This window comes from Vibrio sp. Vb1018, assembly GCF_033338775.1.
GTDB classification, from domain to species: domain Bacteria; phylum Pseudomonadota; class Gammaproteobacteria; order Enterobacterales; family Vibrionaceae; genus Vibrio; species Vibrio alginolyticus.
This window is the reverse complement of record NZ_JAWOTI010000002.1, coordinates 331,037-345,068: the sequence shown is the minus strand read 5'-3', so window position 1 is coordinate 345,068 and position 14,032 is coordinate 331,037. Positions and strand designations below refer to the sequence as shown.

General features: G+C 46.1%; 15 protein-coding genes. 6 read left to right on the top strand and 9 right to left on the bottom strand.

Annotation, left to right across the window (positions count from 1 at the left end; all coding sequences use genetic code 11):
• Window positions 1–20: 20 nt before the first annotated feature.
• Window positions 21–806, bottom strand: a complete 786-nt coding sequence (budA, locus tag R7Z10_RS03900) for an acetolactate decarboxylase (protein WP_017633685.1) — start codon at window positions 804–806, stop codon at window positions 21–23.
• Window positions 807–903: 97 nt separating this feature from the next.
• On the opposite strand from budA, the gene R7Z10_RS03895 reads away from it, so the two are divergent.
• The 4 genes from R7Z10_RS03895 to R7Z10_RS03885 all read left to right on the top strand — a co-directional run bounded on the left by R7Z10_RS03895 (window position 904) and on the right by R7Z10_RS03885 (window position 3,752).
• The gene (locus R7Z10_RS03895; RefSeq protein WP_318104033.1) at window positions 904–1,785 is read left to right on the top strand and encodes a LysR family transcriptional regulator; all 882 of its coding nucleotides are present in this window, start codon (window positions 904–906) and stop codon (window positions 1,783–1,785) included.
• Between the two features lie 129 nt (window positions 1,786–1,914).
• Entirely contained in the window at window positions 1,915–2,571 is a 657-nt protein-coding gene (gene hxpB, locus R7Z10_RS03890; RefSeq protein WP_318104031.1) for a hexitol phosphatase HxpB, read from the top strand.
• Window positions 2,572–2,772: 201 nt separating this feature from the next.
• Window positions 2,773–2,862 carry a DUF6119 family protein gene (locus R7Z10_RS23790; protein ID WP_347879297.1) on the top strand — a complete coding sequence of 30 codons (90 nt, stop codon included), beginning with the start codon at window positions 2,773–2,775 and terminating at the stop codon, window positions 2,860–2,862.
• Window positions 2,863–2,996: 134 nt separating this feature from the next.
• The gene (locus tag R7Z10_RS03885; protein WP_318104030.1) at window positions 2,997–3,752 is read left to right on the top strand and encodes a PhzF family phenazine biosynthesis protein; all 756 of its coding nucleotides are present in this window, start codon (window positions 2,997–2,999) and stop codon (window positions 3,750–3,752) included.
• A gap of 69 nt (window positions 3,753–3,821) precedes the next feature.
• On the opposite strand, the gene R7Z10_RS03880 is transcribed toward R7Z10_RS03885, so the two are convergent.
• The 3 genes from R7Z10_RS03880 to R7Z10_RS03870 are packed head-to-tail and all read right to left on the bottom strand — an operon-like array spanning window position 3,822 to window position 6,371.
• Window positions 3,822–3,950, bottom strand: a complete 129-nt coding sequence (locus R7Z10_RS03880) for a DUF2474 domain-containing protein (RefSeq protein ID WP_005373267.1) — start codon at window positions 3,948–3,950, stop codon at window positions 3,822–3,824.
• 20 nt (window positions 3,951–3,970) lie between these two features.
• On the bottom strand, window positions 3,971–4,978 hold the full coding sequence (gene cydB / locus R7Z10_RS03875) for a cytochrome d ubiquinol oxidase subunit II (protein WP_017633682.1): 1,008 nt from the start codon (window positions 4,976–4,978) through the stop codon (window positions 3,971–3,973).
• 28 nt (window positions 4,979–5,006) lie between these two features.
• Window positions 5,007–6,371: a cytochrome ubiquinol oxidase subunit I gene (locus R7Z10_RS03870; RefSeq protein WP_017633681.1), complete on the bottom strand. Its 1,365-nt coding sequence runs from the start codon at window positions 6,369–6,371 to the stop codon at window positions 5,007–5,009.
• Window positions 6,372–6,507: 136 nt separating this feature from the next.
• Here R7Z10_RS03870 and R7Z10_RS03865 point away from each other — a divergent pair, with 136 nt between their 5' ends.
• Window positions 6,508–7,941, top strand: coding sequence for a PLP-dependent aminotransferase family protein (locus tag R7Z10_RS03865; RefSeq protein WP_318104133.1), 1,434 nt, complete (start codon window positions 6,508–6,510; stop codon window positions 7,939–7,941).
• 9 nt (window positions 7,942–7,950) lie between these two features.
• Here R7Z10_RS03865 and R7Z10_RS03860 read toward each other — a convergent pair whose 3' ends face one another.
• Window positions 7,951–8,499 (bottom strand): sugar O-acetyltransferase, encoded by a 549-nt coding sequence (locus R7Z10_RS03860; protein WP_005373259.1) that lies wholly within the window; start codon window positions 8,497–8,499, stop codon window positions 7,951–7,953.
• Window positions 8,500–8,836: 337 nt separating this feature from the next.
• On the opposite strand from R7Z10_RS03860, the gene R7Z10_RS03855 reads away from it, so the two are divergent.
• Window positions 8,837–9,703: a mechanosensitive ion channel domain-containing protein gene (locus tag R7Z10_RS03855; protein WP_318104025.1), complete on the top strand. Its 867-nt coding sequence runs from the start codon at window positions 8,837–8,839 to the stop codon at window positions 9,701–9,703.
• A gap of 98 nt (window positions 9,704–9,801) precedes the next feature.
• Here R7Z10_RS03855 and R7Z10_RS03850 read toward each other — a convergent pair whose 3' ends face one another.
• The 4 genes from R7Z10_RS03850 to R7Z10_RS03835 all read right to left on the bottom strand — a co-directional run bounded on the left by R7Z10_RS03850 (window position 9,802) and on the right by R7Z10_RS03835 (window position 14,002).
• On the bottom strand, window positions 9,802–10,122 hold the full coding sequence (locus R7Z10_RS03850) for a DUF1840 domain-containing protein (RefSeq protein WP_005373256.1): 321 nt from the start codon (window positions 10,120–10,122) through the stop codon (window positions 9,802–9,804).
• A 173-nt stretch (window positions 10,123–10,295) separates the two neighbouring features.
• Entirely contained in the window at window positions 10,296–11,198 is a 903-nt protein-coding gene (locus R7Z10_RS03845) for a hydroxymethylglutaryl-CoA lyase (RefSeq protein ID WP_062731026.1), read from the bottom strand.
• Window positions 11,179–13,227: an acetyl/propionyl/methylcrotonyl-CoA carboxylase subunit alpha gene (locus R7Z10_RS03840; protein ID WP_318104023.1), complete on the bottom strand. Its 2,049-nt coding sequence runs from the start codon at window positions 13,225–13,227 to the stop codon at window positions 11,179–11,181. Before R7Z10_RS03840 ends, R7Z10_RS03845 begins: the two co-directional genes overlap by 20 nt.
• Window positions 13,220–14,002 carry an enoyl-CoA hydratase-related protein gene (locus tag R7Z10_RS03835; protein ID WP_256900924.1) on the bottom strand — a complete coding sequence of 261 codons (783 nt, stop codon included), beginning with the start codon at window positions 14,000–14,002 and terminating at the stop codon, window positions 13,220–13,222. The genes R7Z10_RS03840 and R7Z10_RS03835 overlap by 8 nt, the downstream gene beginning before the upstream one ends.
• Window positions 14,003–14,032: the final 30 nt, after the last annotated feature.

Sequence of the window (14,032 nt, the reverse complement as noted above, 5' to 3'; positions counted from 1 at the left end):
TTATTATTTGCCTGACTTTGTTACTTTTCCGCCTTTTCTATGGCGGTATTTATATCTTCCGGAGCCAAATTGGCGTTGAGGAAGTCTGTCGATACCGGGGTATCAATCACTAGCCGCGAGACTTTGCCAATCTGGAGGAACCCTGACGAAATGCTGTAATCCTGAATATGACCACCTCCTTGGCGGTCATCGGTAATAAAGTGTTCGTGATAGCCGGGCACATTGATGCCAGTCGTATATTTAGGACTGCGAAAGCCGGCGACCACGCCTTGCTTATGCGTGAAGCGGAACGTTGGTTGTTCTTTGACCACTTCAAGCATTGGCCGATAAGGGCGTGTTTGTTTAGGTACGGTGCGAGTACGAACTGAATCGAAAACGCCATCAATGCGCACTGCGCAAAATAGGTTATCGCTTGGAACCATCTCGTCTATGATGCTATGGACTTCATGACGTGACATGCGCGATGTCAGTGGCAGCTCGATATCAGGCTTAAAAAAAGTCATGACAGCAAAGGGCGTTTTTTGCGCCAGGTCTGCCGGGTTTGCGGAGCCATCCGACTTGAGTTGAAAAACTTCCTTATCAAACGCAATCAACTCACCATCCAATTCATTGAAGGTACCTAAACCAAAATCCCCATGTTTCAGCAGTTCTTCTATGGTTGTCGAGCCTTCGTAAACACCAGCGATCAAAGCACTCATTAACGAAGTCTGATAAATCTCACCATCTCCGGTAACATGATGGTATTCAGAAAATTCTTTCGCTACTTCAAGCGAACAAGCACATAGAGGGTTATAAAATCCACGCATGAGTAAGACCAGTTATGCAATGAAGAGTATATTTAGATTGACTTCTACACGGTGCTAAATCCAATATAAAAAAGATTTATTTTGATATGGAAAATATATGGAATTTCGCTACCTGAAGTATTTTGTCGCGGTCGCCGAGACTCGTCACTTTACCCGAGCGGCTGAACAGCTAGGGATTGCGCAACCTCCTTTGAGTCAACAAATCAAAAAGCTAGAGCACGAGCTTGGCGTGGACTTATTTAAGCGCTTGTCTAGAGGAGTAGAACTGACCCATGCAGGGCAAGTCTTTTATATGGATGCGGTAAATATTCTTGCTGATGTGGAACGCGCTAAAGCAAAAGCCCGACAGATTGCCCGTGGTGAAAATACGCAGGTTAAAATTGGGTTCGCGACGTCAACATCAACCTGCATTAAGGTATTGGAGAGGATTGGGCGTATTCAAGAGAATGGGGTTCATTTACAGACGGCGGAACTGTCAATGCCAGAGCTTGCCACTCAGTTAAAAAGCAAACAACTTGATCTCGCAATCATGCGGCTACCCTGTTACGCCAGTGAGCCTTTTGAGCACAAGGTGTTGTTTAACGACCCGTTTGTCGCAGTGATTCCGGCGGGCCACGAACTGGCAAAATATCCCTGTATCCAGATGAAACAGTTGAGAGACCATAAAATTTTACTGTTTCCACGAGAGACGGGCCCCGCATTGTTTGATGGCATGAGCACACTTTTTGCCGACGCAGGAGTAAGGCTCGCACCACAGTTCGCAGCACCGCAACTTCGTACGACGATTGCCATGGCGCAGGCCGGGTTAGGTATTGCTCTCGTTCCGCGCTCACTGGCTGAACATCTCGATGATTCCGCGACAGTCGCCGAGATTGAGGATATCCCTCTCACTAGTCGTGTTGTTGTTGCTTGGGAGGCATCTAATCTCAATAAACAAGCGTTAAAAGTAGCCACGAACATCGGTCATGTTGAGGCTTAAAGATGAGTCATCGAACTGGCTCTGATAGCCACAGGCAAATGTGATACTCTCACTCGTTATATGCAAAGCTATGCTTTGGTTGAATAGACAAATCTTACTCCACGAATAGAACTTACTGAGGATGTACCAATGATATACGCTGCGGTCTTTGATATGGACGGGTTGCTGATTGATTCAGAACCTTTGTGGAAGGAAGCGGAAAAGCTGGTGTTTTCATCAGTTGGTGTCCAAGTGACCGAAGTGCTGTCAAAGCAGACTGCAACTATGACGACAGGTGAAGTAACAAGGTTTTGGTATGAACGTAATCCTTGGCAAGAAAAGAGCCTAGAGGAAGTAGAGAATGCTGTTGTGGATAAAGTGGAGGCATTAATAATTGAAAAAGGATGCGAATTAGAGGGTGTTACAGAAACACTCAAATTGCTTAAGGAAAAAGGGTTTAAGATAGGGTTGTCTACTAATTCACCTTATCAACTCATTCCCATCATTTTGAACAAACTCGGTATTGCCAGTTACTTTGACGCGATATCATCGTCAGACGATGTAGAGCAGGGTAAGCCAGAGCCAGATGTCTACCTTTCAACAATCAATAAACTAGGTGTAGATTCAAGTAACTGTATTGCCTTTGAAGACTCTTATTCGGGCATGCTTGCGGCAACACGAGCAAACATAAAAACAGTCGTGATACCTCAACCTGATAAGTTCTACCAAGAGTTTAATGAAGCCAGTCTAAAGCTGCAAAAGCTATCAGAGTTTAATGAAAGCCATTTAGTGGATTTAATAGGATAAAGCTATTCATTACGATTGGTAATATTTATGACAGATGTCATACCATATAGATAGCTTTGATGAGATGTTAGTTGCTTATGTGTAGGAGTGGTGAGGGATGAAATGAAGCTTAATGTCGTTGCATATTTGATCAAAGAAGGCTACGAAGAGGTCGATATAATCAACCCTAAGAAACAAGAAGAAAGGTGAAGTGCACTTGCCATTTTTTTTTCAAAAGTAAACCTGCGTCATCACAGTAGACGGTTACAAAACATGGGTTTTACGGTTGAACTAGCCAAGATAGATGCATAAAAAGACTAACAAAGCATTTAAGAGGAACTCCCGAGGCTTGTCATTTTTAGGTTTCGTTTTTGCAGTGTAGTGGTTTCGGGTTAGTGATAGCGTTGTTTACAACTTAATGCGGCGTTAAACAGCAAGGATGATGGATGATTAAAGCGCAAATATATGATGTATTTTGTGATGAATTGGCTAAAGGTAACCCTTGTGGCGTTGTCGAACTAAATCACTGGCTGAGTGATTCTGAGTTACTTCAAATCACTCATCAGGTCGCTCAACCTGTCACATCATTTGTGGTTCAGTCTGGTAGTGACTACTACATTCGCTGGTTTAGCCTAGAAGGAGAGATCAACCTATGCGGACACGGAAGTTTGGGCGCAGGCGCTGCAATCATTTCCAACTATCATAAGAACGAGGTCATTCTACAAAGTCAGTATGGTCATGTTACCGTTACTGGACTGGATGGAATGTACAGGATCGTGATGCCAAGTTGGCAAGCCAAGCCTCATGCCATCCCCTTGGGTATTTCAGGCTTTTCCAATCACCCCGTAGATGCTTTTACAACGCGTGATTTGGTTGTTGTTCTCGAATCCGAAGATGATGTTGTTCGCTATCAACCTAACTTTGATGAGCTGATTAAAATTGATGAGTTTCATGCGGTCATCGTGACGGCTCAAAGTTCTGATAGTAGCTATGTGCTGCGTTACTTTGCACCTAAAATCGGTATTTCAGAAGATCTTGCCACAGGCTCGGCTCAGTGCTCATTAGCGCCTTATTGGTTTGAAAAGCTAGGCAAAGAAAAATTGACGGCTCGTCAGCTATCTCGTGCTGGTGGTTATTTTGAAGTGGCTCGCGGTTTAGAATCTACGATCGTATTGTCTGCACACGTGAAAAGTCGGACTTGAATGCAAACGCCTCTAGCTCTTACACAAGATCTAGAGGCATCCATTTTTTATTGACTTAAACGTGTCGAGCTAAGATTTTAACCCTGCAGCGGTCATCATGACGCGAAATAACATAGACACTAACCCTAATGCAGCGACGCTAACGACCCAAATTCCAACCATCCAAGCCCATTGGCGGCACCAATTTTTGATTTTCATACTCACTCCTTATCAACTCGTTAATGGTACGCTTCACCTTCTTTTACTTTTCCGGAGAAGACGTAGTAACTCCAAAAGGTGTAAGCCAGAATGATCGGGATGATGATCACTGCTCCAACGAGCATAAAGCGCTGACTGCTTGCAGGAGCCGCTGCTTCCCATATTGATATGCTAGGAGGAATGATATTTGGCCAGATACTGATGCCAAGCCCAGCGAACCCGAGAATCACGATCACTAGCGCCATCACGAAAGGGCTGCGCTCTTTACGCTTTTTAACGGAGTCAGCAATCTTCAAACATACCAGTCCAGTAATGACTGGTACGGGCAGTAAGTAGAACAAATTAGGCAGAGAAAACCATCTTTCCGCAATGGTAGGGTAAGCAAGTGGAGTCCAAGCGCTCACAATGACTAATGCGGAGATCATCGCCAGTAGTGTTTTGTTAGTGAAGCGGTACATCGTGTTTTGCAGTTCACCTTCCGTCTTCATGATGAGCCATGTGCTACCAAGCAGCGCGTACGTTGCGACTAAACCCAAACCACAAAAGATGGGAAAAGGGCTGAGCCAGTCGAGTTGGCTACCTACGAAGACGCGGTTTTCCACCGCAAAGCCTTGAATTACCGCGCCAACAACGATGCCTTGGAAAAACGTGGTTAAAATCGAGCCGACCATAAAAGAGCGATCCCAGAACTTTAAGTGGCTTTCCAATGCTTTAAAGCGAAACTCAAACGCGACGCCACGAAAGATCAAAGCAATCAACATCAACGTTAAAGGGATGGTTAGCGCTTCAATAATCACCGCGTAAGCCATCGGAAAAGCGCCAAATAGAGATGCGCCTCCAAGTACAATCCAAGTTTCGTTACCGTCCCAAACAGGTGCGACACTGTTGACCATGACGTCTTTTTGCTTTTCATCCTTGATGAAGGGCATCAGCACTCCAATACCCAAATCGAAGCCGTCCATGATGATGTACATCAAAGTGGCAAAAACGATGATCGCGAACCAAATCACGGATAAATCAAAATGCATATTTTCTACCTTCACTTTGTGACAAATTCTAAATGCGACCTGAAACGGTCGTCATGTCGTGCTCATCGTGTTCGATTGCATCGGGGCCTTTCTTGATTTGGTGGATCATGTAGTAATACCCAAAACCAAACACCAAGCTGTATACAACAAGGAAACACAGCAGGCTGATGCTCATTTGTAGGTCTCCGTGTGCAGAAACCGCATCACGCGTTTTTTGTACGCCATACACGACCCAAGGTTGCCGACCAACCTCTGTCGTAAACCAGCCAGCGAGTATTGCGATAAGACCAGATGGCCCCATAAACAATGAAAACTTGAGGAACCAACGCGAGGTATAAAGCGTGTTCTTTTTTCGTAACCATATGCTGTAGAAGCTCTGAAAAATCATCAGAAGTCCTAGCCCGACCATGATTCGAAATGACCAAAAGACGATAGGTGAGTTCGGTCGTTCCTCTTTCGGGAAGTCTTTCAGCGCCGGGATTGGCTCAGTTAAACTGTGGCGTAGGATCAAACTTCCTAAAACAGGAATTTCTAAGGCATAGTCTGTGCGTTCTTGTTCCATGTTTGGCATGCCGAACAATATCAATGGGGTTGGTTTGCCATCGCTGTTATCCCAATGTCCTTCGATGGCGGCGATTTTGGCGGGCTGGTATTCCAAGGTGTTTAGCCCGTGCACATCGCCAATCACGGCTTGGAGTGGCGCAAGGAACACTAAGATCCCGAGCGACATCGAAAACATGGTTTTTACCGAAGTCGATTGATTGCCTCTCAATAAATGCCAAGCGGCTGACGCGCCTACAAAGAGTGCTGAACTGACGAAAGCCGCGACGCTCATGTGCGCCAAACGATAAGGAAATGAAGGATTGAAAACGATAGCAAACCAGTCGGTTGGCACCACACGTCCGTCGACAATTTCATAGCCTTGTGGCGTTTGCATCCAACTGTTGGAGGCGAGAATCCAGAACGTCGAAATGATCGTTCCTAACGCCACCATCGAGGTTGCAAAAAAGTGCAGCTTTTCGCCGACGCGACGCCACCCAAACAGCATTACTCCAAGAAATCCGGCTTCGAGAAAGAAAGCCGTTAACACTTCATAAGTCAGTAATGGGCCTGTGATAGAACCAGCGAAGTCGGAGAAACCACTCCAGTTGGTGCCGAATTGATAGGCCATGACAAGACCAGATACAACACCCATTCCAAAGTTAACCGCAAAAATTTTCGACCAGAAGTGATAGAGCTTTTGGTAATCGGGATTACGTGTTTTTAGCCATAAGCCTTCCAGCACGGCGAGATAGGTGGCCAAACCTATGGTGATAGCGGGGAAAATAATATGAAAGGATACCGTAAAGGCGAACTGTATCCGTGCAAGCATAAATGCGTCGAGGCCAAACATTAAACTTCCTTTGATCTTTTAAGTTTTATGAGAGAGCTATTTTAAAAGGAGCGGAATGAGGGAAGTAGGTACAGACAGTGACTATAAACCTATAACAGATTAAATATTGAAGTGTTATTATTTTGAATTCGGCTTTATGGAAGGGGATTTGCGTTTGGCGAAGTATCAAGAGTTAGTGGAACAGCTTAAAAGGCAGATAAAATCGGGGATATGGCATCCGGGTGACAAGCTGCCTTCGCTGCGTCGCCAATCTGAACACTCGGGTTTGAGCTTGATGACGGTGTTGCACGCGTATCAAATTCTGGAATCTCAAGGCTGGGTCACGTCACAGCCGCGATCTGGTTATCGAGTCGCGCCCAATATTAAGAGCTCAAATGAACCCCAAGCGCCAGCCGCGGTTTCGTGGACTGAGCAGGTAGACATCAATGAGTTTATCTTTGATGTTCTGCAGGCGAGTAAAAATCCATCCATGATCAATTTTGGCTTTGCCTATCCAGACCCACGTTTGTACCCACGATATCACGTGAATCGGGCGATGAGCGCAGCCGCTCGCAATATGCCGATTTCCACCACCTTTGATAACTTACCGCCGGGAAACGAGCAATTACGCACCATCATCGCGAAGCGTTATGCTGCGAAAGGCATTGAAATTTCACCCGATGAAATTGTCATTACGGCAGGCGCGCTGGAGGCGTTAACGCTCAGTTTGCAAGCTTGTACAAGACCGGGAGATTGGGTGGTTGTGGAGTCGCCTGCATTCTATGGCGCTTTGCAATCCTTAGAGCGGTTAGGTTTGAAAGCGCTCTCAGTAAGAACAGACCCAGTCACGGGCATTGACCTAGACTCATTGGAACGAGCGCTGCAAACACACGATGTGAAAGCATGTTGGCTGATGTCGAACTTCCAGAATCCTCTGGGTTTTACGCTTTCCAACGAGAAAAAACAAAAGCTGATTGAACTGACACAGCGATATAACGTGCCAGTAATTGAAGATGATGTGTACAGCGAACTGCATGCCGAGAATGACTCGGTTTACCCACTAAGAATGTTTGATGACACGGGTAATACCATGTTGTGCTCCTCGTTTTCAAAATCATTAATCGCAGGGCTACGTATTGGTTGGGTTGCGGCGGGAAAGCGGGCGCTAGAGGTACAAAAGTTACAGCTAATGAGTACATTAGCGACGAGTGCACCAGTGCAAATGACATTGGTGCACTATTTAACAAGCCGCAATTATGAATCGCATTTGAAGCAGTTACGGAAAAAGCTGTTTGAACGTAAAAGTAAGATGACGGTTCTGCTTAGTGAGCTGTTACCTGAAGCAGTCAAAGTGTTAAGCCAAAGCGGTGGGTACTTTATTTGGTTAGAGCTCCCCAAGCATATTGATGCCTTGCCGATATATCGAGAAGCACTAAAAGGTAATATCAGCATCGCACCGGGAAAGATGTTCAGCCTGACAGAACAATACGATCACTGTATTCGTCTTAACGCTTCTTTTGAGCTCAATGACAAATATGTTCATGCTCTCAATCTGCTCGCTAATATTATTCGCGATCATTTGGCGAAATAGCGACTTTCTTCAGTTTTTTGGTTTAATGGAGCGCGCCGGATTTCCAACAACTCGATCGCCCGGCGCAACGTCTTTGGTTACGACAGAGCCAGCGCCGACGACGGCCTCATCACCAATGGTCACGCCTGGCAGTATGATAGCGCCCCCACCAATCCAAACGTTATTGCCGATTTTTACCGGTTTGGCGATCTCATCTCCGGCTAAGCGTCTTTGCGTATCGAGTGAATGAGCGGCTGTGTAAATTTGTACTCTAGGCCCAATCATGACGTTCGCGCCAACCTCAACCTGTCCATTGTCCAGAATAATGGCATCCCAGTTGATGTAGGTGTTTTCTCCGATGGACAAGTGACAACCGTAGGTAAGTTGTAGCGGTGGCTCTATACAGGCGCTATTTTTTAATTGGACGCCCATTTCCGCCAATAGCTGTCTACGGATATCTGGGTTTGGTTCGTGGTTAAACTGGAAGACAAGCTGCGCAGTTTTGGCGCGCATTAGCTTTAGTTCTTCATCCAGACAATTATAGGTTTCTCCAGAGCGCATCCGAGTCAGTTCTGACATAACAATCATTCCATCAATATAAATTGCAATAAGGTGCATAATAATAAGTGAGAGTGATTCGAAGTGAAAATTTGACGCTTAAAAATCAGAAAGTTATCACTGGTTTGCCTTGCGTATCCAGTTGGTTGATTGGCTCGTTTAGTTCACAAAGACGTGCTCCCTAAATGGCTTAATCGGTTGAAGCCAAAGTGGGAAACCACTCGAAGCGTTTTACGTAGATTACAATATAGTTAATAAGAAGAACTTAGTTGAGCCGCTTGCGCTATCGATTGACCTAAAAATTTAAGACTTATGCGCTCTGGCTTGCTGGCAACGATGAATCAAGAGTGAGCACTTTATGTTCGAACGGGTCATTTCATTTTTAGAAACAACGCTGTTTACCTTTAACGAACAACCTATCACGTTATGGGCGATATTGATGGTGCCGACATGGGTGATTGTCGCTTTATGGTTATCAAAAATTTTGATCAAAACCGTTACGTCAAGAATGTCCTCATTGGGGAAAGACCCAAACGTGATTCATTTGGTTAAACGGATATTATTTGTCATCGCTCTCGCCATTATTTTTATGACCACACTTTCGATGATCAATGTGCCAATTACCGCGTTTGCCTTTCTGTCTGGTGCCATCGCTATCGGCTTCGGTTTTGGTGCGCAAAACATCATTAACAACTTCATAAGTGGCTGGATTTTGATTGGTGAAAAGCCAATTCGAATTGGGGACTTTTTAGAGGTTGAGGGCGCCAAAGGCACTGTCGAGCAAATAAATACACGTTCAACGAGAATCAGACGAACCGATGGTGTTCATATGCTCATACCCAACAGTCAGTTGATTGAGAACGTGGTGATCAACTGGACGTTATGCGACAGATTAGTTCGTGGCTCGGTCGTCGTCGGCGTCGCGTATGGGAGCGATGTCAAACAGGTTGCTGCCTTAATGGCGGAAGTGACTTCGCAGCAAGCGCAAGTTCTGAGTTCGCCAGCGCCAGATGTGTTTTTTCAAGACTTTGGTGACAATGCTTTGATCTTCGAATCTTATTTTTGGATTAACTCAACGGTTGAGGGCGGTATTCGCTCGGTCGCAAGTGCCATGCGTTTTGAAATCTACGAAGCTTTCGAAAAGCACGGCATTGAAATCGCGTTTCCACAACGAGATGTGCACATTGATGGGCAAATCAAGTTGTCTAGGGAGAGAAACGGATAGGGCGATAAGCGGTATTGGTGTTCTTATCTTGGTGTCGAGTAACCATAGCGAGGCGGTCACAACACGGATTCACCTCGCTAGAAACCAGTTTGAAGGCGTTATTGGTTGTCCCACATGACTTCGCATTCTTCTTTGATTGCTGATTTTAGCAACTCAATCAGTGGAAACGCTCTGCGTCCTAGGCTTACCGCGGGCTCTGCTTGTTCTTCCTCTTCGTCTACATCAGTAGGGAGGTTTTCTTCAGCTGCATTTTTCGCAGATAGAGCAGAAGTTAATCTTGATAGCGCGTCAGGAACATCTTGAGCGGAAATTGATCCCGGCACCGTGCCGCTGTGACCCATCATTTTGAGCATATCTAATGCAATATCACCAAACATTGTGACGTTTGAGTGGCTTCGACAACGAAATGTTATGAGCATTTACCTGATCCTGTTTTATATGTTCGGTTTGAAACTAAATTGTAGCTGAAATCAGATACTAATTAATGTGATGAAGACCGTTGAGCGTTAAGGTTTTTATGAGTAACAACAAAAAACGGGCACGTACGTCTGCATGCCCGTTGAAATACATTACCTGATTGGTTGTTGATGATTTACAAGCTATACGGATCGCCCAGAGCTAATGCGACCCTAGAAGCAGGAGACTTTCCTAACGCACGGCAAATTTGCCAACCCGCTTCATTGATGACGCCAAGGTCAACGCCTGTTTCAATCCCAAGTTGCTCACACAGATAAAGTACATCTTCCGTTGCAACATTGCCACTGGCTCCTTTCGCGTAAGGGCAGCCGCCGAGCCCCGCTACTGCGCTATCAATGGTGTTGATGCCCATTAACAAGGCTTGGTAGATATTGGCTAATGCTTGTCCATAAGTGTCATGAAAATGTACTGCGAGCGCGTCTTTTGGCAGTAGCGTTAACAACGAATCCAGCATGGCGATAACGCGATTAGGCGTTGCTTTACCGACAGTATCACCGAGCGAAATCTCATAACATCCCATATCAAACAACGTATTGGCGACCTTGGTAGTTTGCTCTGGCTTGATTACTCCCTCATATGGACACACCATGGTACAAGACAAGTACCCGCGTACAGGAATGTTGTGCTGGTTCGCCAATTCGATAACGGGTTCAAATCGAGCGAGACTTTCGGTAATGCTGCAGTTGATGTTCTTCTGGCTGAACGTTTCTGAAGCGGAGCCAAACACCGCAATTCGCTTTACACCGCTTTCCAGCGCACGTTCTAACCCTGCGAGATTTGGTGTGAGCGCGCTATAAACCACTTCAGGCTTTTTTGAGATACCAGCAAACACCTGATCGGAATCGGCCATTTGAGGCACCCACCTTGGAGAGACGAAAGATCCAGCCTCAATATGCTTTAAGCCACTGCTGCTTAGTTGGTTAATCAAACGGATTTTATCAACCAGCGTCACTGCCGTTTCATTTTGCAGACCATCACGAGCGCCGACTTCGACGATATTAACCTTCGCTGGTAGCATATTCGCGCTCCTTATCTTCACTGACGTTATCCGATATCAAAGACAAATTCAGCAGGATGGAACCGTGCTGTACTTGGTCCCCGTGCTGATAAAACAATTCGTCGACTTTTGCTGCTACCGGAGCCGTGATGGTGTATTCCATTTTCATTGCTTCGAGTACCAAAAGCGGATCGCCCGCCGCCACTTCGTCACCTTTAGCCACCATAACTGCTGAAATTATGCCGTTGAGTGGTGCGGTTGGACTTAGTTCATCATCTACATCTTTTGCAGAGTCAAAGTTAGGTTGATGAGCGAACGTGCGCTGCTGACCAAGATAAAATAGTGTTGTCTTTTGTTCGTTGCTAAGTGCATTAAAGGTGTAACGCACATTATCAATATCGACGATAAACTGGTTGTCACTTTCAAGCAGGATGACCTGATGCAGCTCCTCACCACATCGGACAGTGAAGTGAGTTCCTGTATCTTGCGATGATTGTTGCAAACGTACCTGATGGTTGGCATTGGCATCCGTGAAGTTAAATCGGTAAACGTTGTCAACTGACAGTCTAAAACCTCGTCTGGTTGGCGCGGGTAACGTTGAGCTGTCTGATTTTGAAATGAGATCATTCCAGCGAGCAACCGCCGCCAATGTAAGCCAGATTGAATCCGACACGTCTTGCTGCTCATTTATGCCTTGTTGATGTGTGACGATGAAACCTGTATCGAGCTCAATCTCGGCAAAGGCTGGCTGCGAAATAATACTGTGCAGATAACCAATGTTTGTCGTTACTCCACGTACGTGATATTGAGTTAACGCCTGCTTAATCTGCTTTAGAGCGATATCACGAGTTTGCCCCCAGACGATCAGTTTGCTGATCATTGGATCGTAATATTCGCTGATGCTATCGCCTTGGGTAACACCACTATCAACGCGTACGCACGCTAGGCGCACACTACTGTCTGATACGGGTTCTTTTAAGTAATCAATGCGGCCAGTCGACGGCATAAAGTCATTGTCTGTACCTTCTGCGTAAATTCGCAGCTCAATTGAATGACCGTTGTGGGTGATTTCAGATTGCGAAATAGGTAAATGCTCGCCAGCTGCGACTTTTAATTGCCACTCCACCAAATCAACGCCGGTGATCAATTCAGTAACAGGGTGTTCAACTTGCAGACGAGTATTCATTTCCATGAAGTAAAACTCACCGCGGCTATCGAGCAAGAACTCCACCGTGCCCGCGCCAACATAGTCGATCGCTTGAGCGGCCTGAACCGCAGCTTCACCCATTTGTTTACGCAGTTCATCACTAAGACCGGGAGCTGGTGCTTCTTCGACTACTTTTTGGTGACGGCGTTGAATGGAGCAATCGCGATCAGAAAGATAGACACAGTTGCCATGTTGGTCAGCAAATACCTGAACTTCAACGTGGCGAGGCTGCAATATACATTTTTCGATTAGAAGCTGCTTATCGCCAAAGCTTGAAAGTGCTTCACGCTGCGCACCGTCGATGGCCAGAGGCATTTCGGCTGCGCTATTGACCACTCGCATGCCTTTACCGCCGCCCCCTTGGGTTGCTTTAAGCATCACTGGGTAACCGATTTTTTCAGCTTCCGCTAATAAGTGCTCTACGCTGTTGTCTGTGCCGTGATAGCCGGGAACCAAGGGCACGTTCGCCTCAGACATGATGGCTTTGGCTTGCGACTTCGAACCCATTGCTTCAATTGCGCTGGTGGAAGGGCCAATAAAAACAATGCCATTTTCGCTGCACGCTTTCGCCAGTTTCGGGTTCTCGGAAAGAAAACCATACCCAGGGTGGATAGCATCGGCTTGCCATTTTTTCGCAGCGCCGATAATCGCATCGATATCGAGATACGATTCACTCGCCGGAGCGGGGCCAATGAATTCAGCGAAATCCGCTTGTTTAACATGTAAGCTGCTGCGATCCGCTTCGGAATAGACGGCTACCGTCTCTATAGCCATGCTTTTTGCGGTTTTAATGATTCGGCAGGCAATTTCACCGCGGTTTGCGATCAGTATTCTTTTAAACATGATTCCTCCAATTGGCGGCGCGCTTTTCAAAAAATGCAGCTAGTCCTTCTTGTCCTTCACTGGACACGCGAGCGGTTGCAATAGCTTGGCTGGTGTATTCAATTAATGAATGATCGATAGGTTGGTTATCACAGCGTAAACAAAGTGCTTTTGCAGCCTGCATGGCTTGTGGACCGTTGTTGAGCAGGTGATCAATGGTGCGATTGACGGCTTCACGTGGTTGAGCGTCTATCTGATGAAGAATACTCATCGATAGCGCGGTTTCGGCATCAATCAGTTCCGCGGTTAAAAAGTAGCGTCGGCTTTGTCGTTGTCCAATCGCTCGGATTACGTAGGGTCCGATTGTCGCGGGTAACAAACCGAGTTTCACTTCACTCAAACAGAAGCGGCTTTCAGGTGTACCAATAGCGATATCGCAGCAGCAGATAAGCCCAAGCGCGCCGCCAAATGCAGCGCCGTGCACCATAGCAATGGTTGGTTTGCTAAAGGTATCCAGCGTATGCAAAAGTTTTGCTAGTTGCTGTGCATCTTGCAGGTTTTCACCCTCGGTTTTGGTTGCCATTGACTGCATCCAGCCCAGATCTGCTCCCGCAGAAAAGTGTTTTCCCTGTGCAGTTAACACCAGTGCACGGAGAGAATCGTCCTTTTCGAGCTGTTCTAGTGTCTCAATTAGTGAGGCAATCAATGCGTCATTAAACGCGTTGTGTTTTTCTGGCCGATTCAGGCTCAACCAGGCAACGCCATTGCTGTCTTTTTCAAGCAGTAGTCCGGTCATGTGACTTCCTTTGTCTGACATTTCAGTCTG